Here is a 19,173-nt window from a genome sequence, read left to right as displayed (position 1 = left end):
TCTTTTACCATAAGTTTCATCTTTACATAATAAAATAGTCCGACTTTTTTCAGCCGGACTTTCCGTTTTGAATGTGTGCGCAAACAGCTCGGTCTTTCCCGTTTATGTCCTTGACGATGCGGACATCTGCCGCGGGAAATGACTGCAAGAGATGTGCTTTTACATCTTGCCCTTGCGTATGTCCAATTTCAAAGACAACGACCGCCTGCTCATGAAGTACACAGTGAAGATCACGAATGAGACGCTTGTAAAACCACAGACCATCACGTCCATCTGTCAGCGCATTCACTGGCTCATGCTTTGTAACCACCTCTGACAAACTGTCCATTTCTTCTGCTGCAATATAAGGTGGATTGGAAATAAACAGATCCACTTTGATGCCTTGATCCATGATAGGTTCGAGTAAGTCACCTTGTAAAAAATGGACGTCTGCACCAAGCGCTTGTTGATTCCGCTTTGCTACCGCAAGTGCTTCATGTGAAATATCCGTTGCTGTGACAGATAATGTTTCTTTTTCAAGAGCCAGCGTAATCGCAATTGCCCCGCTTCCTGTGCCAACGTCCACTGCTTTGAGCGGCTGATCGTGCGGGAAGACGTCACTCACCAGATCCAGCGCCGCCAAAACGACCTCTTCCGTTTCAGGACGAGGAATGAGAACATGTTTGTTCACCTCGAAGGGACGGCCGTAAAAGAATTCAATACCCGTTAGATGCTGAACAGGCACGCCTTTCTTATGCTGCGTGACAAACTCGCTGAATAACCGATCTTGCTCCTCTGGCAGCAGATCATGAAAACGTGCAAGAAGTTCACTTCTGCTTAGGCCCAGTACATGCATCAAAAGGAGCTCTGCTGCGTTTTGGTCTCTACCGGCTTCCGTTAACAAAGAAGAAGCCCATTTAAGGGCTTCAAAGATGGTTCGCTGATTATTTTGCATTTTGAAGCTTTCTTGCTTGGTCTTCCATAATTAATGCATCTATGACCTCGTCAAGTTTTCCCTCTAAAATTTGATCAAGCTTTTGAATCGTCAATCCGATGCGGTGGTCCGTTACACGGTTTTGCGGGAAATTGTACGTACGGATACGCTCTGAACGATCCCCTGTTCCAACAGCAGATTTACGCGTTTGATCATATTCAGCCTGTGCTTCACGCTGGAATTTATCATAAATTCTCGCACGTAACACTTTCATGGCTTTTTCTTTGTTTTTGATTTGCGACTTCTCATCCTGACAGGATACAACCACACCTGTTGGAAGGTGAGTTAATCGAACAGCAGACATGGTCGTATTGACACTTTGTCCGCCAGGTCCGCTTGATGTGAAAGTATCTACACGGATGTCTTTTTCATGGATATCAATTTCAACTTCTTCAGCCTCAGGCAAGACAGCAACTGTCGCTGTTGATGTATGAATCCGTCCGCCTGATTCTGTTTCCGGAACACGCTGCACGCGGTGTGCGCCGTTTTCAAACTTTAGTTTGGAGTATGCGCCTTTCCCGCTGATCATAAAGATAATCTCCTTATAACCGCCTGTGCCAGTGACACTCGCTTCCATCACTTCCGTTTTCCAGCCTTGCATTTCAGCATAACGGCTGTACATACGGTAAAGATTTCCAGCGAAAAGCGCGGCCTCTTCTCCTCCCGCTGCACCACGAACCTCCACAATAACGTTTTTGTTGTCATTCGGATCTTTCGGGATCAGCAAGATTTTCAGCTCGTCTTCTAAACGTTCCGTTTCCTCTGTGAGCTCTGAAATTTCTTCTTTGACCATGTCGCGCATCTCGGCATCCAGCTTCTCTTCCAGCATTGCTTTCGCTTCACTTAACTGGTCGTATGCCGCACGATATTGTCTATATACCTCAACAGTTTCTTGAATATCAGATTGTTCCTTCGAATATTCACGAAGCTTCTTAGGGTCGTTCACCACTTCAGGATCACTTAAATATTCATTTAGCTTTTCATAGCGTTCTTCAATTGATTTTAAACGGTCTAACATGGTCTTCACCTCTGTTTTGTGCGTAACAGTCTAATTATAGTATAGCGGGGTATGACAGTCAAAAAAATTTCCAAAACAATTGATTTTCTGCAATTTTTCGCTAGAAAACACGATCTTTGGCGATTGGTTACTTGTTTTGTCTAACGTGAAGGAACAGGTCCTCCTTGAAGAGAATGGTACTTATAATTGAAAAAAGGGAGGGCATTTGGTTTGAATACAAATGAGGTTGCAAAAGAAATTGGTGTTTCTTCAAAAACGATTCAGCGTTGGGTTAAACAGCTCAACATCCCTGTCGCCCGGAATGAACTCGGACATTATGAATTTCATGAAGAAATTGTACAGCTGCTCAAAGAAGTCAAACACCAAATGAGTGAAGGTGTGATCCTCCAAGACATTCGACTGCCAATCCACGAGGAAACCGTTCAACAGTTATCACCTGCTGCAGAAACTGATGCCTCCACAAGGCGGATTGAAGCATTAGAAAAGCAAGTGAAACAGCTCATTCAGCAGCAATTGCATGTCACTGATGTAGAAAATCGACTGCAAGAACTCGAACGGAAACTGGCTAAAAAAGCAGATGAAGGTGTATCATACCAGCTGCTTCAGCACCGCAGAGAAATTGAAGATCTCACCACTAAACTTGAGCGTCTTGCCGCGAGCTTGAAACAACCCTCTCAAATAGAAGAAAAAAAGGAAATCACACACCCTGACATCAAAAAAAAGCGTGTGCTCTTCCCTCTGTTTCATTCATTTCGCTAAGAAAGGCTGCCTCATGAGGCAGCCTTCTACTATATTATACGGTAAGTGCAATAATGATCGGTAATGTAATGAGTGACATGATGGCACTGATCACAAATGCGGATGCAGTTTCTGCCTCTTGTTTCTCAAATCGTGTTGCGATCATCGCTGCAACAGCTGAACCTGGGAAGGCAACAAGCAATACAGCTTTTGTAATTTCGTCAGCCGAAAGACCCATAAGAACGGCAATAAGATACATAAGTAGCGGTTGTACAGCTACTTTTAATAGTGCAATACTAAATGCTGGTAAGCTTAGTTTAATTTTTCGAATACCTACAGTGACACCGACTGCGAATAGCGCAACCCCTGATGTCACACTTCCGATTTCCTCTAACATTTCATGTCCGATTTCAGGAAGTTTAAATCCTAAAAGGACAAGAATGATACTTGCTAGCGGTGCAAGTGCAAGCGGCTCTGATAAACCGTGCAAAATCGCTTTTGTTGTCATTTTTAGGAAACTTTCGCCGTCTTTGGCTTTTCCTTTTGTTTTTTCACCGACAGTTGACACAATAATGGCAATTGGATCAAGCAATGCATTTACAACTATTCCGGTAATAGCAATCGGAATTGCAACTTCTTGAGCCCCAAATAAACTGCCCAAGACCGGAATCCCCATAAATGCAAAGGTCGGTTGTGCTGAGTTTAACGAGAAAACAGATGAATCTGTTAAATCATATTTAAAAGCAAATTTCGTAACTAAAAGGATAATGATATAAAAACCAACGATTCCGAAAATCAATGCAATGAAAAATGGAATTTGACTATAGAATTTATCTTTTGGTGTTGACAGAATGCTGGCGATAAAGTGCGCTGGCAAAGCATACTTTGTAACAAGTGTACTTACACCTTTTGCAGATTTAGCGTCATAGCTGCCGAAGTTCCCTGCGAACCAACCCAGCGCGATAACGAAAAAAATCGGTGCTAGGAGGATCAAAATATTTAAAAAGTCCATCTTACTATTCCTCCTTGAATCTTTTACATGTCTCTTATTTTATTGCGGCATTGCTTAGATTACCCGAAACAATGCCGCGTTACACTTTTTATTATGCTCTTACAATTTTTTTATATTCAGGAATCCACATTGCATCTTTCACAGCTTGTTCGATGTTGTCAGGCGTTTTTCTTGCGACACCATCTTCAATAGCTGCTTTCGCTACTTCAACAGCCACATGGATTGACACTTCTTGCAATTTATCAATGCTTGGCAGTAGACCAGCACCTGGTTTCTCATGATCAACCATTTCAGCAATTGCATTCGCAGAAGCGACGAACATGGCTTTTGTGATGATTTTTGATTCTGTTACGATCGAACCAAGACCAAGTCCAGGGAAAACGAACGCATTGTTTGATTGTCCGATTTCATATTCGATTCCGTTATACTCAACGTTTTCGAACGGGCTTCCTGTCGCAATCAGTGCACGGCCGTCTGTCCATTTGAATAGATCCTCTGGCACTGCTTCAGCAAGTGGTGTTGGATTAGACATTGGCATGATCACTGGACGCTCTGTATGAGCTGCCATTTCTTTAATGATTTCTTCAGTGAATGCACCGCCTTGACCTGATGTACCGATAAGGATTGTTGGCTTCGCTTGGCGAACAGTTTCAGCAAATGAGATTTGTCCTTTTTCATCGCGTGCCCAGCCTTCTACTTCAGCAGAAGAACGAAGGTATGGTTTTTGGAAATCAAGCACTTCATCTTCAAATTGATCTGTTAGCAAACCTCTGTAGTCTAATGTCCAGAATGCATTGTTGGCTTCTTCTTCCGTTAGACCTTCAAGGACCATTGCGTCACGCACTTGATCTGCGATTCCGATACCAGCTGATCCAGCTCCGAAAATGACAACACGGTGATCTTTCAATTGAGTACCAGTTTTCTTGACAGCTGCAAGAACACCCGCTAAAGTAATGGCACCAGTACCTTGAATATCATCATTGAACGTTAAGATGTTATCATTGTATTTTTTCATGATGTTACGCGCATTTTTGTTTCCAAGGTCTTCCCAGTGAAGTAAGGCTTTCGGGAAGAATTTAAGCGCTGCTTTTACATAAGCATCAATGAATTCTTCGTATTTTTCACCTTGTACACGTTTGTGATGGTTTCCGATGTATAATGGATCATTCAATAATTTTTCATTGTTTGTGCCAACATCTAATACGACTGGAATTACGCGGCTTGGATCAATACCTGCTGCAGCCGTGTAAACAGCTAATTTACCGATTGCGATGTTGATACCACCAACACCCCAGTCACCAATTCCAAGAATGCTCTCAGAGTCAGTTGCAACGATAAGGTCAATATCTCCTGCTGTTGCATGTAAGTTTTCAAATGCTTTCTCAATGCCGTCAATGTTGTCGATTGAAAGATAGACACCATGAGGTCTTCTGTATTCATGGCTGTATTCTTGAATCGCTTCACCAACAGTTGGTGTGTACACAACAGGAAGCATTTCACGAAGCTTGTCTGTTAGAAGCTTATAGAACAATACTTCGTTACGGTTTTGCAAATCACTTAAGTATACGTTTTGACGAAGACGATCTGGCTGTGCCAGAAATTGCTTGTACGCTCTCTCCGCTTGTTGTTCTAGAGTGAGAACAGTTGGAGGAAGTAAGCCTTCTAGTCCAAGCTCTTGTCTTTCTTCTTCAGAGAAAGCAACGCCTTTGTTCAACGTTGGAATCGATAATACATCTTTACCTGTCAAAGTGGTTTCGAGGTACCCTTCTTTTGTTTTCTTCACGTTGTTCATCAAAAACTACCCTCTTTCTAAAATATAAATAAAGTGAACTATTAATTTAAAGAACGATTAAGGAGGAAAATCCTTAATCAAAAAAATTATGACAAGAAATCGAACTTTTCGTTAAAATGCTTTACACTACAGTTAGTCATTTTATGCCTGCTTATGCTAAAACGCAAGCGTTGAAAATTAGATAATTTTTTCGTAGCGTTATTTAATTTATTTAAGTACAAATGATGGGTGTTCAGCCAAAATCTCGAAAAACGAAACACAGCGGCATTTGCTATTTTTTTAATTGTCAAGTGTTGTACCAACGTCAAGTCTTGGTACTTCATGGTGATGTCTGCATCGTGCTTCGTATGATTCCTGCGCACCTACTAAAATAATGGGATCATCATAGGATGCGGGTTTACCGTCGATCAAGCGTTGTGTTCTACTCGCTGGGGAGCCGCATACCGAACAAACTGCTTGAAGTTTTGTTACAAGCTCTGCACATGCCATTAAATGCGGAACAACACCAAATGGCTCTCCTCTGAAATCTTGATCAAGGCCTGCAACAATGACTCGGTAACCTTTATCAGCCAATTGAGTGACAATGTCAATGATTGTCTCATCAAAAAATTGCACCTCATCAATGCCAATGACATCGGTTCTTTCTGATATGTGCGTTATTATGTCTTTTGGTGAGGCTACTGCAATCCCATCGACTGATGAACCGTTATGTGAGACAACTGAGCTTGTACTATATCGGTTATCAATCGCTGGTTTGAATATTTTTACTTCTTGTTTGGCAAAGGTGGCTCTTTTGGCTCTCCGAATCAATTCTTCCGACTTTCCAGAAAACATACTTCCGCAGATGACTTCAAGCCAACCGCTTTGTTTCATCACATACATAAGGTCTTCTCCCCCGTTTTAAAGTTCCATCAATCCACGTAAAAAAACAGGCAAGAACGGATTCCTGCCTGTTTATTGTATCTATTATTACTTAAGACCGTATTTTTTGTTAAAGCGGTCAACACGTCCATCAGCAGAAGCGAATTTTTGACGGCCTGTATAGAAAGGATGGCACTCAGAGCAAATCTCGATGCGTACCTCTTCTTTTACTGATCCAGTTTCAAACTCATTTCCACAAGCGCATTTGACTGTAGCTTTTTTGTAGTTAGGATGAATTCCTGTTTTCATCTACTGTCATCTCCTTCCGCCCTGAATCCAATTCGGAAACAGAGTTAATATCTCAGAATAAATTCTGAAACGCACATGATGAAATTATAACAGTGTGAGTCTATGATTGCAAATGTATTTTTTCAACAAGCTATCTTCTTGATGCAGACATGTTCGCTTGTTTCCATTCTTGCGTTAAAATATCGAAAAATTCTTGGTTTGTCTTTGTTTTTCTCATTTTGCGCATGAACTTCTCAGCAAAGTCAGGTGTATCTGACATCGATTTTCTCATCGCCCATAGACGGTCAAGATGCTCTTTTGGTACAAGCAGTTCTTCTTTTCTCGTACCAGAACGACGAATGTCGATCGCTGGGAAAATTCTTCTTTCTGCAAGAGATCGGTCCAAATGAAGCTCCATGTTCCCCGTTCCCTTAAACTCCTCATAAATCACATCATCCATACGTGATCCCGTATCCACAAGCGCAGTGGCTAAAATCGTCAAGCTTCCTCCTTCTTCAATGTTACGCGCAGCACCAAAGAAGCGTTTTGGACGGTGGAAGGCCGCTGGATCAATACCGCCGGAAAGCGTTCGGCCGCTTGGCGGGATGACAAGGTTGTATGCACGAGCAAGCCTTGTGATGCTGTCCATTAAGATGATGACATCTTTCTTATGTTCAACAAGACGCATGGCACGCTCTAATACAAGCTCTGCTACTTTAATGTGGTTTTCCGGTACTTCGTCAAAGGTTGAACTAACAACATCCCCTGCAACAGAACGTTCGATATCTGTTACTTCCTCCGGGCGTTCGTCTATCAAAAGGACAATCAGCTCTGACTCTGGGTGATTTTCAGAAATGCTGTTGGCAATTTCTTTGAGCAAAATGGTTTTCCCAGCCTTAGGCGGTGCAACAATTAAACCACGCTGCCCAAACCCAACTGGCGCCATCATATCCATAATTCTAGTAGACAGGTGATTAGGCTGTGTTTCAAGAATCATTTGACGATCAGGGAATAGCGGCGTGAGTGCAGGAAAGTGAACACGTTCCTTAGCTGATTCTGGGTCGTCCCCATTTACCGCTTCTACATGAAGGAGGCCATAGTAGCGTTCATTCTCTTTTGGAGGTCGTACCTTTCCAGACACCTTATCTCCGTTTCGTAAATCAAAGCGTCTGATTTGTGAAGCTGAAATATAAATGTCTTCAGAACTTGGAGAATAGTTAATTGGTCTTAAGAAACCAAATCCCTCAGACTGAATAATTTCAAGAACCCCTTCCATAAATAAGAGATCCTCTTGCTCAGCGTTCGCCTTTAAGATGGCAAAAATTAATTCTTTTTTTGTTAGTTTGCTGTAATAAGAGATTTTGTATTTTTTTGCTAACTCATACAGCTCTTTTAATTTCATATTTTCCAAAGATGAAATCGAAACATCTTTCAATATGGACACCACACTTTTCTAGTCAATGTATTTCATTACAAATGCATGACCATTGTATTTGATTAGCTTTTAATTCCGTTTTGTTGGAATGACCTCGCTCTCATGGTAACGCTCCCACTCGTTTTATCGTAAAAGATAGGAACAATGTGAAATTGAGCTTTGTCAACATAGAGAAGGATAATGAGTATATCGTCATGATGCGGCAGTATTTAAACTTGTTGAAGCTTAAAAGAAGTAAATTCGCAGAAAATTTCGCAGCACTCTTTAGTTTTACCTCATTTGCAGAGAATATTCAACTTTAAAAAGAAAATGATATACATTTGACACCTATATGAAAAGCGGGTAATGAATACCCGCTTTCAGATTACGGACGAATGACAAGATTCGGTTTTTTCTTTAAGCTGTGTCTGCCGTCTACGAAACGAACTGTACCCGATTTCGCACGCATAACAACACTATGTGTTGTTCCAACAGAGCCTTTGAATTGAACACCTTTTAATAGCTCGCCGTCTGTTACACCAGTCGCTGCAAAAATGGCGTCGTCGCCTTTCACGAGGTCTTCCATTCTTAGGACTTTGCCAACATCCAGCCCCATTTTCTCACAGCGTCTCAGTTCTTCTTCACTTTGAGGAAGAAGCTTTCCGTGGATTTCACCACCAAGTGCCTTTAACGCAACAGCAGAAAGGACACCTTCTGGCGCTCCGCCTGAACCAAATAGAATATCAACACCTGTGTGATCAAATGCTGTATTAATGGCTCCTGCAACGTCACCGTCATCGATCAGTTTAATTCTTGCTCCTGCTTCTCTCAGTTCAGCAATAATTTTCTCATGTCGATCTCTGTTTAAAATCGTTGCAACGACATCTTCAATATCTTTGTTTTTTGCTTTTGCCACAGCGCGAAGATTATCAATGACAGGCGCTTCGATGTCGATGCAGCCTACCGCTTCTGGACCTACTGCGATCTTATCCATGTACATATCAGGTGCATTCAGCAGGTTGCCATGATCTGCAACCGCAATAACAGCTAAGGCATTCCAGCCGCCGCTTGCCACAATATTTGTTCCTTCTAATGGATCAACAGCAACATCCACGCGGGGTCCGTATCCGTTCCCAAGCTTTTCCCCAATATAAAGCATTGGTGCTTCGTCCATTTCTCCCTCGCCAATGACCACTGTTCCTTTCATCGGAATGGTATCAAATACATCACGCATTGCACTTGTTGCAGCATCATCCGCTTCGTCTTTTAATCCTCTTCCCATCCAACGGGCAGATTTTAATGCGGCTGCTTCTGTCACCCGTACTAGTTCCATCGATAAACTTCTTTCCATTTTTGTCCAAATCTCCTCTCACAGTCAAAGCCTTACGAATTTTGAAGTTCTTCTATTTCTTGGTCATTCAGCTTTTCACGCCAGATGGTTGCACCCAAGCCTTCAAGCTTCTTCTCAAGCAAACTATATCCTCTGTCTATATGTTCAAGCCCTGTGATTTCGGTCACACCGTCTGCCATTAACCCTGCAACGACGAGACAAGCACCTGCACGCAGGTCACTTGCTTTGACCTTTGCTCCTTGAAGCTGCGTTTGCCCAGTTATAATGGCAGATCTACCTTCGACCTTCATGTTTGCACCCATTCGACGCAATTCATCAATGTGCTTAAAGCGGGCTGAGTAGATCGTATCTGTGACCACACTCGTGCCTTTCGCCTTTGTTAAGAGCGCCGTCATCGGCTGCTGAAGGTCAGTCGGAAAGCCCGGATACACAAGGGTTTTGATATCGACAGGCTTGAGTCCTTCGTTTCTGCCAACGATCAGCATCTGATCGTTGCTCGTTTCAATGGTGAACCCCATTTCTCTAAGTTTCGCCGTAATTGATTCTAAATGAGTCGGGATCACATTATCAAGAACAACTTCATCTCCCATCGCAGCACCAGCAATTAAAAATGTGCCTGCTTCTATGCGGTCAGGGATGATGGAATGCTTACAGCCATGAAGAGATTCTACACCTTCGATTCGAATCACATCAGTACCCGCACCTTTGATTTTGGCTCCCATGCTTGCAAGCAGTGTCGCTACATCAATAATTTCGGGTTCTTTTGCGGCATTTTCAATCACCGTTTTTCCTTCAGCCAGTACGGCTGCCAGCATGATATTGATGGTCGCACCTACACTGACAACATCAAGGTAAATACGAGCTCCGACTAATTTTTCAGCGCGCAAATAAATCGCACCCTGCTCGTTTGTCACCTCGGCTCCAAGTGCTTCAAAGCCTTTGATATGCTGATCGATCGGCCTAGGTCCTAAGTGACATCCTCCTGGCAGTCCGATGACAGCCTGCTTGAACCTGCCAAGCATGGCTCCCATTAAATAATAGGATGCACGCAGTTTCTTCACCTTTCCATTAGGAAGCGGCATACTGATCATGGAAGAAGGATTGACGATCATTTCACCTTTTTCAAACGTAACCTTTCCGCCAATCTCTTCTAACAGATCTCGTAATGTGTCAATATCTGAAATATGCGGAAGGCCCTCAATGGTTACTGGAGAATCAGCGAGAATCGTGGCAGGAATCAGTGCCACTGCACTATTTTTCGCACCACTAATATGTACGGTCCCGCGCAAAGGGTCACCGCCGGCAATGTTTAACTTTTCCATATTTGTCTCCCTTCTTAAAGAAGATCACTGTTGGAGTTATACTGTTTGTGGATGTCGCGCTTTAAAAGGTCTTGTCCAAAATTTAGCCAATATCAAGAGAAAGAATACAGGTTAAACGAAATTTGTCGGAAGAAAAATAATCGAAGCTTTGCGAGGCTGTGATGTTCTCTTCTTTGCACAAAACATTTCTTAGCGTTTTTAAGGAAAACTGCGGCAAACGGGAGACAATCCCGCCTGCCACAATCACTTATTTATTCCAGTCTGCTAAAAATTGCTCAATGCCTGCATCCGTTAACGGGTGTTTTGTCAGCTGCTTGATGACTTTCAGCGGCATTGTGCCGATATGAGCACCTCTAAGCGCAGCTTCTGTCACGTGCTGCGGGTGACGAATGGATGCAGCAATGATTTGTGTATCTAATCCGTGAACATCAAAAATAGTTTTCACTTCGCTGATGAGATCGAGACCATTTTGGCCAATGTCATCTAAGCGGCCGAGGAATGGAGAGACATACGTTGCACCAGCTCTAGCTGCAAGCAATGCCTGGTTTGCACTAAAAATCAAAGTGACGTTTGTTTTAATACCAAGGTCTGTTAACGCTTTGACAGCTTTAAGGCCATCTGTTGTCATCGGTACTTTGACCGTGATATTTGGTGCGATGGCAGCAAGCTCTTTTCCTTCTTCAATCATTTCTTCTGCTTTGAGGGAAATGACTTCTGCACTGACAGAACCTGATACGACGTCAGTGATTTCGCGAAGACGGTCGTGGAATGATACGTCCTTTTCTTTCGCTACTAAACTAGGGTTTGTTGTCACGCCTGCTAAAATGCCAAGCTCGTGCGCCTCTTTGATGTCTGCGATATTCGCTGTATCTACGAAAAATAACATAACCGTGCCACTCTCCTATTAATAAATTGTCTGAAATGTAAATTTTGATTGCGCTTTCTCAAGATATGGAGAAAACCGCCTGTGACTCAGGCGGCTTTCGGTTCTCATCAAATTATGCTTGGTTAGAAGAACCAAATTCGCGCATTTTGCCGATAACAGTCGCTTTAATTGCGTCACGAGCTGGTCCAAGATATTTACGTGGATCATACTCTTCTGTTTTTGCAGCAAGTGTTTCGCGTACTGCTTTCGCAGAAGCAATTTGGTTTTCAGTGTTTACATTGATTTTTGCTGTACCAAGTGAAATTGAACGCTTGATGTCAGCAGTTGGGATACCTGTTCCGCCGTGAAGAACAAGTGGAAGGCCTGTCATTTTACCGATTTCTTCCATTTCAGCGAAACCAAGGTTTGGTTCACCTTTGTATGGACCATGAACTGAACCTAGTGCAGGTGCAAGGCAGTCAATGCCAGTGCGTTCTACAAGCTCTTGGCATTCTTTTGGATCAGCATAAATAACGCCCTCAGCGATGACGTCGTCTTCTTGTCCGCCAACAGTTCCAAGCTCAGCTTCTACAGATACACCGTGGAAATGTGCAAGCTCAACTACTTTCGCAGTTGTTGCTACGTTCTCATCGAATGGGTGGTGAGAAGCGTCGATCATGACAGAAGTAAATCCTGCATGGATTGCTTTTGCACAAGATTCAAAGCTTGAACCGTGATCTAAATGAATCGCAACAGGAACTGTTACATTATATTCTTCGATTAACGCTTTTACCATTGCGACAACTGTTTTGAAGCCGCCCATGTAGCGTCCTGCCCCTTCAGATACTCCTAAGATAACTGGAGATTTCTCTTCTTCAGCAGCTTGTAAAATCGCTTGCGTGAATTCTAAATTATTTAAGTTAAACTGTCCAACAGCGTAACCTTTTTCCTTTGCGTCTTTCAACATTTCTGTCATTGAAACTAAAGGCATGATGAAAAATCCTCCCTATGTAGCTAATTTGCTTACTAAAAAAAGCTCTCCACCCTAGCATGACCAGAATTTCTCGCCATATGTAAACTTTCAAAGTCAGATCGCTTTCTTCTTCTTATCTAGGATACCAATTATTCGACAAATCGGCAACAGAATGACTCGATTCAATCATTTCCATCTAACCATTTGTTTCGAGCGGCAAGTATTCTTTAACAGCATCTCGGATTTCATCAATATCAAATGGTTTCGCAAAGTGCGTCAATGCACCGAGTTCTTTTGATTCTTGGATCATGTCTAATTCGCCATAGGCTGTCATAATGATGACACGGATGTCTTCATCAATTAATTTCATGCGTTTTAAAATTTCAATACCATCCATTCCGGGAATCTTCATATCAAGCAGGACAAGGTTTGGTCTATGATTTTTCACAATATCTAACGCCTGAAGTCCATTGGCTGCTTGGAAGGTTTGATAGCCTTCTTTATGAAACACTTCATTTAATAATATTCTAATACCGTATTGATCATCGACAATTAAAATTTTCTCATTCATCTGTTACACCCCATTGCTTTCATTTTTCGCCATAAAAAGAGCTGTTGTTAAATAATTCTGTTTGATTTTCACATTTCCTTTATTTATAATAGTTTACTTTACGACATTTTCTGAGCATTTTTCCTAATATTCTCTTTATATTCTATTATAAAATGATCTGACCGAAGGAGGAAATCAGTCTTGTTAAAAATTTTCACGACCCAGTTATCAGGTATTTTTTCACGTATTGGAGAAAAGCAGGCTGAAGCGATCGAGGATGGTGCACGCCTTCTTGCACAAGCCGTTGTCAGTGGACATGCTGTTTATTTTCACGGAAAGAATGAACTGGCTGCTGTAGCCCTAGAGGCAACTGAAAGCAAGGAGCCCTTTCCAGGTGCGAAAGTACTGCCGCTTGATCAAACGGAGCTCAGCTTGCTTCATCCAAGTGACAGGGTGCTGCTATTTTATTCAGACCCAGAAGACGAGGATATTCAATCTCTTGTAAAAGAGCTGCACGCTCAAGGTACGCCCATTGTTGGTGTCGGTCCAGCACAAAAGGAGCCGTCCATGATTGAAGAGCATTGTGATGTCCACATTGATTTTCAGCTCAAGAAACCGCTTGTGCCCGCTGATGACGGAACAAGGTTCGGTTATCCTGCTTTAATGACATGCTTATACGTCTACCACGCTCTATCGTTTACTGTGAAAGAAATCGTTGAGGAATATGAATAAAAAAACTGCCGAGAAGATCATATTCTCGGCAGTTTTTGATTTATTTTGATTCAGATGCTTGCAGTGAAGCACCAACGAAATCTCTAAATAATGGCTGTGGTCTTGTCGGTCTTGAGACGAATTCTGGGTGGAACTGAGAAGCAAGGAACCAAGGATGATCCTTCAGCTCGATAATTTCAACAAGACGTCCGTCTGGGCTTGTACCAGAGAAGACAAAGCCTGCGGCTTCCATTTGCTGTCTGAATTCATTATTAAACTCATAGCGATGACGGTGGCGTTCGTAGACCACTTCGTCATTGTATGCAGCAAATGCTTTTGAGTCTTCATTTAATTTACATGGATACAGACCAAGACGAAGTGTTCCGCCTAGATCATCTACATCCTTCTGTTCTGGAAGAAGGTCAATGATTGGGAATGCTGTTTCAGGATCAATTTCCGCTGAATGAGCTCCCTCAAGGCCTAGTACGTTTCTCGCATATTCGATCGACGCAACTTGCATTCCTAAGCAGATTCCGAAGAATGGCACTTTGTTTTCACGGGCATATTGTGTAGCAATGATTTTCCCTTCCACTCCGCGGTCTCCGAAGCCTCCAGGAACGATGATGCCGTCTACATCTTGCGCGAAATCAGCCATATTTTCTGCTGTCACTTCTTCTGCATTGATCCATTTGATTTGAACGTCTGCATCAAATGCATAACCAGCATGGCGAAGTGATTCAACGACAGAAATGTATGCATCTTGCAGTTCAACATATTTTCCTACTAGACCAATTGTGACTTGTTTTGAGAGATTTTGTACTTTATCGACTAGCGCTGTCCACTCCGTCATGTCTGCATCTTGGCAGTCAAGTTTCATATGTTCACATACAAGCTTGTCTAGTCCTTGTTTTTGTAAATCTAGCGGAATAGAGTACAGCGTGTCTGCATCCTGACATTCAATAACAGCTTTTGTATCGATATCACAGAATAACGCAATTTTGTCCTTCATGTCTTGGGTCATTGGCATTTCAGTTCTGACCACAATAACGTTTGGCTGGATACCAAGGCTGCGAAGTTCTTTTACACTATGCTGTGTTGGTTTTGTTTTCAGTTCACCAGCTGCTCGGATGTAAGGAACAAGGGTACAATGAATGTACATCACGTTTTCACGGCCAATGTCACTCTTCATTTGACGAATCGCTTCAAGGAAAGGAAGGGATTCGATGTCTCCTACTGTTCCACCGATTTCTGTAATAACCACATCTGCACCTGTTTCTTTTCCGGCACGGTACACGCGGTCTTTGATTTCATTTGTAATATGGGGAATAACCTGTACGGTTCCGCCTAAATAGTCGCCTCGGCGCTCTTTCTTCAGAACAGTAGAGTAGATTTTACCAGTTGTGACGTTGCTGTACTTATTTAAGTTAATATCAATGAAGCGCTCGTAGTGACCTAAGTCAAGGTCTGTTTCAGCACCGTCATCTGTGACGAAGACCTCACCGTGCTGATATGGACTCATCGTCCCTGGGTCTACGTTGATATATGGATCGAATTTTTGAATGGTGACATCCATCCCTCTATTTTTCAGAAGGCGGCCTAACGATGCAGCCGTGATCCCTTTTCCAAGTGAGGAAACAACTCCTCCTGTTACAAAAATATACTTTGTCATTTCGTATGCTCCTCTCTTTTTTACCCTTGCATGACTAGACATGCACAGCTTCATCCTTATTAGAGTGTATCCCTAAATCTCTTGAAAAATAAGAAAGCTCCCTTTCAAATAAATGAAAGGGAGCGTAAATGAACGTATCTTTACGTACTCTTTTTAGAGAGCCCAAAATACATACTACATAGTTCGCTCTCGAAAGTCAAGACGGTTTTGTCCTGTTTTGAGGACCGGTTTGTGAGGGTTATTTTTCTTCTTTATTATCGTCTAAATCGTCTTCGTCAATTTCTGTTAAGCCGTCATCATCTTCGTCGTCATCGTCTTCGTCGAAGTCTTCTATATCTTCGTCAATTTCCTCATCATCGTCTAGGTCGAGATCATCGTCGTCTTCAACAAGATCAAGGTCTTCTTCAAGCTCTTCGATTTCTTCTTCCTCTTCAATTTCATCGAAGTCTTCTTCAACGACAGCTGCTTTTGTTTTTTTCTTTTTCGCTTTTGTTTTCACAGCTGGCTGAACTTCTTCTTCGATTTGATCAACTGGATACCAGCTGCGAAGTCCCCATCTCTGATCACCTAACGAAATAAAGCGGCCATCTATATTTAAGTCTGTATAAAATTGAGCAAGTCGATCATCAAGATCAGATTTTTGTATCCCTTGTAAACGGACCATTTCATCTATTAACTCGGAAAACGTAATCGGTGTTTTGCTGTCTCTGAAAATTTCATATGCAAGTTCAACTAAAGACATGTGCTTGAGCTGCTCCTGTGAGTATTCTTTCAAACTCAAGGTCAGACACTCCCTTTCTATTACATGTATGTATCCATTTATCAGTGAAATAATAAGTGTTTATACCTTATTTTTACGACAAACCATACCTCTCATTATAAACAAATTAGAGGAGTTTATGCCACCTTTAATCATGTTAATTTTTGATTTTTTCTCATGGGGCGCACCATCTGCGTGAAATTGGTCTGGCTTTTGTGTACGGTATGCTTTTTGTCTTTTAGTTTGTTCATCTCTATTTTAAAACTGGATTCTCTGAATGAATAAGATAACGATAGCAATCGTACATACCATTCCCGCAGGCATGAGGACAAATAGTTTTCTGCGGCTGTTTTCTTTTTCTTCCTTCTTTTTTGGAGACTTTGAAAGCTCTGTGGAGACCATAATCCATATGATCATCGTGACTAATCCTAAAATACCCATAAATGTTGTGTTCATCATGATAACCTCCATATTGATACTTTTGCACATTTTATCATATTGATAAGGTGGCATGGGACAATATTGGAAATGATTTCACATTTAAGAACTGATTATCGCACCAAAACAGACCACCTCACGTCAGGTGGTCTTTGCTTGGTTTCTACATATCTAGCAGTTTGCGCGAGATGACTAGGCGCTGGATTTCTTGTGTGCCTTCATAAATTTGAGTGATTTTCGCATCTCGCATGTATCGTTCGACTGGGTAATCCTTTGTATAACCGTAGCCGCCGAAGATTTGAACGGCTTCTGTTGTTACTTTCATGGCTGTATCTCCAGCAAAGAGCTTTGACATAGCTGATTCCTTTCCATACGGAAACCCTTTCGTTTCAAGCCATGCTGCCTGATAAGTAAGCAGCCTGGAGGCTTCAATTGCAGTTGCCATATCTGCCAGCTTAAAAGCGATCCCTTGCTGCTGAATGATTGGTTTGCCAAATTGCTTGCGCTCCTTTGCATAATTCACCGCCGCATCAAGAGCGCCTTGTGCAATCCCAACAGCCTGAGCAGCAATACCGTTTCTACCGCCATCGAGCGTCATCATGGCTATTTTGAATCCTTCTCCTTCTTGTCCGAGCCGGTTCCTTTCATGAATCCGGCAATCTTCAAATCGAATTTCAGTCGTTGGCGATGAGCGGATGCCCAGTTTGCTTTCCTTTTTGCCAACCGAGAACCCGGGGGTCTCTTTTTCTACAATAAAGGCGGTTGTATTTCGAGATGCAGCTTCTTGGTCTGTCACGGCAAACACAATATAATAATCCGCAATGCCGCCATTTGTAATAAAGATTTTCGCACCGTTCAGGACGTATTCACTGCCTGCCTTTACTGCCGTTGTCTTCATTCCACCAGCATCTGAACCTGAACCGCTCTCAGTGAGTGCATATGCCCCTACCTTCTGTCCTTCTGCAAGCGGCTTTAAATAGGTCTCCTTTTGTTCATCTGTTCCGAAAGTATAGATGGGCCACGAGGCGAGAGAGGTGTGAGCGGAGAGGGTGACGCCTGTAGAGGCGCACACTCTTGAAAGCTCCTCAACTGCGATGACGTATGCTAAATAGTCACTGCCGATCCCGCCTACCTCTTCCGGCCAAGGGATACCCGTTAAACCGAGCTCCGCCATCTGGCGAAAAATAGCTGGATCATACGTTTCTGTCTCGTCCCGCTCTGCTGCTGTTGGCTCTACTTCATTTTTCGCAAAATCTCTCACCATTTTTCGGATCATTTCATGTTCATCACTTAATTGAAACTGCATCATGAGCCACCTCGTTTCATATTAGCTGTTTACAAATGACCAGCCTTTGAATTTCACTTGTTCCTTCGTAGATTTCACAAACTTTCGCATCACGAAAGTAACGTTCTGTTTGATAGCGATTCGTATAACCATCCATGCCGAGCAAATGGATCACTTCTGTACTGATCTCAACTGCCGTTTTTGACGCAAATAGCTTTGCCATTGATGCTTCCTTTGTGACCGGACGATTCGCCTCTTTATAAGAAGCCGCTTGATAGACCAGCAGCTTGGCTGCTTCAAGCTTCGCCGCCAAATCACCCAGCCGAATGGTCGTTTCTAGACCTGCTGGGTGCTGCTTTAAATACGTCACTGCCTCCGCTAATGCGGCTTCTGCTATACCAAGGCTTTGAGCCGAGATACCGATTCTCCCCGCATTTAAACTAGACATGGCTATGTGAAAGCCCTCTCCTTCTGCACCGAGCAGCTGCTGCTTTGGAATCCGCACACCATCAAAATGAAGCGTTACTGTTTTTGACCCGTGCAGTCCCATCTTTTTCTCATCTTTTCCGATCGTAAATCCTGGTGTATCTTTTTCGACAATGAACGCCGATATATTTTTTTTCGCAGAGGCAGGGTCTGTCACTGCAAAGACAAGATACAGTTCTGCTTCCCCGCCGCTTGTAATAAACATTTTCGTACCATTTAACACATAGTGGTCGCCTGCCCGCTCCGCTCTTAACTGAATACTGGAGGCATCTGAGCCAGCCTTGGGTTCAGTCAGGCAAAATGCCCCCAGTTTCTGCCCGGATGCAAGCAGCGGAACATAGGATTTTTTTTGCTCATTCGTTCCAAAAGCCAAAATAGGCATCGTCACAACAGATGTATGAACGGACACAATGACACCGATAGTCGCACTCACTTTGGATAATTCATGAATCGCAATGATATATGTTGTAAAATCTGCTCCTAAGCCTTGATACGAAGCTGGTATTGGAATCCCTAGAAAGCCTTGGCGTCCCATTTCAGCTAAAAGTGTTCTTGGGAACTGACCTTGTTCCATGGCTTCCACTTCAGGGAATACACGCTGTCTTGCAAATTCTGCTGCCTGTTCTCTCCAGAGACGCTGTTGATCCGTAAGCAAAACATCCATCTT

Annotated in this window: 19 protein-coding genes; 2 read left to right on the top strand and 17 right to left on the bottom strand. The window is 42.7% G+C overall.

The features are described 5' to 3' along the window. Window positions 1–49: 49 nt before the first annotated feature. A complete protein-coding gene (gene prmC, locus C6Y07_RS09345) occupies window positions 50–934 on the bottom strand; it encodes a peptide chain release factor N(5)-glutamine methyltransferase (RefSeq protein WP_106156614.1) in 885 nt (294 codons plus the stop codon). After that, window positions 924–1,991 carry a peptide chain release factor 1 gene (gene prfA, locus C6Y07_RS09340; RefSeq protein ID WP_034660298.1) on the bottom strand — a complete coding sequence of 356 codons (1,068 nt, stop codon included), beginning with the start codon at window positions 1,989–1,991 and terminating at the stop codon, window positions 924–926. Before prfA ends, prmC begins: the two co-directional genes overlap by 11 nt. 210 nt (window positions 1,992–2,201) lie before the next feature. Here prfA and racA point away from each other — a divergent pair, with 210 nt between their 5' ends. Then, complete coding sequence (gene racA / locus C6Y07_RS09335; RefSeq protein WP_106156613.1) at window positions 2,202–2,750, top strand: chromosome-anchoring protein RacA; 549 nt, start codon at window positions 2,202–2,204, stop codon at window positions 2,748–2,750. 34 nt (window positions 2,751–2,784) lie between these two features. On the opposite strand, the gene C6Y07_RS09330 is transcribed toward racA, so the two are convergent. From C6Y07_RS09330 to C6Y07_RS09285, 10 genes are all read right to left on the bottom strand, one after another. Next, the gene (locus tag C6Y07_RS09330; RefSeq protein WP_060597492.1) at window positions 2,785–3,741 is read right to left on the bottom strand and encodes an AEC family transporter; all 957 of its coding nucleotides are present in this window, start codon (window positions 3,739–3,741) and stop codon (window positions 2,785–2,787) included. Window positions 3,742–3,832: 91 nt separating this feature from the next. Next, complete coding sequence (gene malS, locus C6Y07_RS09325; RefSeq protein WP_066031615.1) at window positions 3,833–5,533, bottom strand: oxaloacetate-decarboxylating malate dehydrogenase; 1,701 nt, start codon at window positions 5,531–5,533, stop codon at window positions 3,833–3,835. Window positions 5,534–5,812: 279 nt separating this feature from the next. Then, on the bottom strand, window positions 5,813–6,415 hold the full coding sequence (locus tag C6Y07_RS09320) for a thymidine kinase (protein ID WP_003214626.1): 603 nt from the start codon (window positions 6,413–6,415) through the stop codon (window positions 5,813–5,815). An 87-nt stretch (window positions 6,416–6,502) separates the two neighbouring features. Continuing rightward, window positions 6,503–6,703, bottom strand: coding sequence for a 50S ribosomal protein L31 (rpmE, locus tag C6Y07_RS09315; RefSeq protein ID WP_003215407.1), 201 nt, complete (start codon window positions 6,701–6,703; stop codon window positions 6,503–6,505). A gap of 130 nt (window positions 6,704–6,833) precedes the next feature. Beyond that, a complete protein-coding gene (rho, locus tag C6Y07_RS09310) occupies window positions 6,834–8,117 on the bottom strand; it encodes a transcription termination factor Rho (protein ID WP_003215202.1) in 1,284 nt (427 codons plus the stop codon). A 364-nt stretch (window positions 8,118–8,481) separates the two neighbouring features. Continuing rightward, a complete protein-coding gene (gene glpX / locus C6Y07_RS09305; protein WP_012011567.1) occupies window positions 8,482–9,447 on the bottom strand; it encodes a class II fructose-bisphosphatase in 966 nt (321 codons plus the stop codon). 32 nt (window positions 9,448–9,479) lie between these two features. Beyond that, window positions 9,480–10,769 (bottom strand): UDP-N-acetylglucosamine 1-carboxyvinyltransferase, encoded by a 1,290-nt coding sequence (locus C6Y07_RS09300; RefSeq protein WP_034660302.1) that lies wholly within the window; start codon window positions 10,767–10,769, stop codon window positions 9,480–9,482. 247 nt (window positions 10,770–11,016) lie between these two features. Beyond that, a complete protein-coding gene (gene fsa / locus C6Y07_RS09295) occupies window positions 11,017–11,655 on the bottom strand; it encodes a fructose-6-phosphate aldolase (RefSeq protein WP_034660303.1) in 639 nt (212 codons plus the stop codon). A gap of 112 nt (window positions 11,656–11,767) precedes the next feature. Next, window positions 11,768–12,625, bottom strand: coding sequence for a class II fructose-bisphosphate aldolase (locus C6Y07_RS09290; protein ID WP_034660304.1), 858 nt, complete (start codon window positions 12,623–12,625; stop codon window positions 11,768–11,770). Window positions 12,626–12,803: 178 nt separating this feature from the next. Beyond that, window positions 12,804–13,178, bottom strand: a complete 375-nt coding sequence (locus C6Y07_RS09285) for a response regulator (RefSeq protein WP_003214681.1) — start codon at window positions 13,176–13,178, stop codon at window positions 12,804–12,806. Window positions 13,179–13,358: 180 nt separating this feature from the next. Here C6Y07_RS09285 and C6Y07_RS09280 point away from each other — a divergent pair, with 180 nt between their 5' ends. After that, on the top strand, window positions 13,359–13,889 hold the full coding sequence (locus C6Y07_RS09280) for a DUF2529 domain-containing protein (RefSeq protein ID WP_106038971.1): 531 nt from the start codon (window positions 13,359–13,361) through the stop codon (window positions 13,887–13,889). A gap of 40 nt (window positions 13,890–13,929) precedes the next feature. Here C6Y07_RS09280 and pyrG read toward each other — a convergent pair whose 3' ends face one another. From pyrG to C6Y07_RS09255, 5 genes are all read right to left on the bottom strand, one after another. Continuing rightward, window positions 13,930–15,537, bottom strand: coding sequence for a glutamine hydrolyzing CTP synthase (pyrG, locus tag C6Y07_RS09275; RefSeq protein ID WP_003215143.1), 1,608 nt, complete (start codon window positions 15,535–15,537; stop codon window positions 13,930–13,932). Between the two features lie 238 nt (window positions 15,538–15,775). Then, on the bottom strand, window positions 15,776–16,318 hold the full coding sequence (rpoE, locus tag C6Y07_RS09270) for a DNA-directed RNA polymerase subunit delta (protein ID WP_034660308.1): 543 nt from the start codon (window positions 16,316–16,318) through the stop codon (window positions 15,776–15,778). Between the two features lie 237 nt (window positions 16,319–16,555). Continuing rightward, complete coding sequence (locus C6Y07_RS09265) at window positions 16,556–16,753, bottom strand: hypothetical protein (RefSeq protein ID WP_034660309.1); 198 nt, start codon at window positions 16,751–16,753, stop codon at window positions 16,556–16,558. Between the two features lie 145 nt (window positions 16,754–16,898). After that, complete coding sequence (locus C6Y07_RS09260; protein ID WP_106156611.1) at window positions 16,899–18,041, bottom strand: acyl-CoA dehydrogenase; 1,143 nt, start codon at window positions 18,039–18,041, stop codon at window positions 16,899–16,901. Between the two features lie 16 nt (window positions 18,042–18,057). Beyond that, complete coding sequence (locus C6Y07_RS09255; RefSeq protein WP_106038969.1) at window positions 18,058–19,170, bottom strand: acyl-CoA dehydrogenase family protein; 1,113 nt, start codon at window positions 19,168–19,170, stop codon at window positions 18,058–18,060. Between the last annotated feature and the right edge of the window lie 3 nt (window positions 19,171–19,173).

Source organism: Bacillus sp. LNXM12-1 (assembly GCF_003004375.1).
Lineage (GTDB): Bacteria > Bacillota > Bacilli > Bacillales > Bacillaceae > Bacillus.
This window is presented reverse-complemented; position numbering and strand designations above follow the sequence as displayed.

Excerpts from the sequence above, each read along its gene's own strand:
- prmC (WP_106156614.1), bottom strand. The coding sequence starts at position 934 with ATGCAAAATAATCAGCGAACCATCTTTGAAGCCCTTAAATGGGCTTCT.
- prfA (WP_034660298.1), bottom strand. The coding sequence starts at position 1,991 with ATGTTAGACCGTTTAAAATCAATTGAAGAACGCTATGAAAAGCTAAAT.
- C6Y07_RS09330 (WP_060597492.1), bottom strand. The coding sequence starts at position 3,741 with ATGGACTTTTTAAATATTTTGATCCTCCTAGCACCGATTTTTTTCGTT.
- malS (WP_066031615.1), bottom strand. The coding sequence starts at position 5,533 with ATGAACAACGTGAAGAAAACAAAAGAAGGGTACCTCGAAACCACTTTG.
- C6Y07_RS09320 (WP_003214626.1), bottom strand. The coding sequence starts at position 6,415 with ATGTATGTGATGAAACAAAGCGGTTGGCTTGAAGTCATCTGCGGAAGT.
- rpmE (WP_003215407.1), bottom strand. The coding sequence starts at position 6,703 with ATGAAAACAGGAATTCATCCTAACTACAAAAAAGCTACAGTCAAATGC.
- glpX (WP_012011567.1), bottom strand. The coding sequence starts at position 9,447 with ATGGAAAGAAGTTTATCGATGGAACTAGTACGGGTGACAGAAGCAGCC.
- C6Y07_RS09300 (WP_034660302.1), bottom strand. The coding sequence starts at position 10,769 with ATGGAAAAGTTAAACATTGCCGGCGGTGACCCTTTGCGCGGGACCGTA.
- fsa (WP_034660303.1), bottom strand. The coding sequence starts at position 11,655 with ATGTTATTTTTCGTAGATACAGCGAATATCGCAGACATCAAAGAGGCG.
- C6Y07_RS09290 (WP_034660304.1), bottom strand. The coding sequence starts at position 12,625 with ATGCCTTTAGTTTCAATGACAGAAATGTTGAAAGACGCAAAGGAAAAA.
- C6Y07_RS09285 (WP_003214681.1), bottom strand. The coding sequence starts at position 13,178 with ATGAATGAGAAAATTTTAATTGTCGATGATCAATACGGTATTAGAATA.
- pyrG (WP_003215143.1), bottom strand. The coding sequence starts at position 15,537 with ATGACAAAGTATATTTTTGTAACAGGAGGAGTTGTTTCCTCACTTGGA.
- C6Y07_RS09265 (WP_034660309.1), bottom strand. The coding sequence starts at position 16,753 with ATGAACACAACATTTATGGGTATTTTAGGATTAGTCACGATGATCATA.
- C6Y07_RS09260 (WP_106156611.1), bottom strand. The coding sequence starts at position 18,041 with ATGCAGTTTCAATTAAGTGATGAACATGAAATGATCCGAAAAATGGTG.
- C6Y07_RS09255 (WP_106038969.1), bottom strand. The coding sequence starts at position 19,170 with ATGGATGTTTTGCTTACGGATCAACAGCGTCTCTGGAGAGAACAGGCA.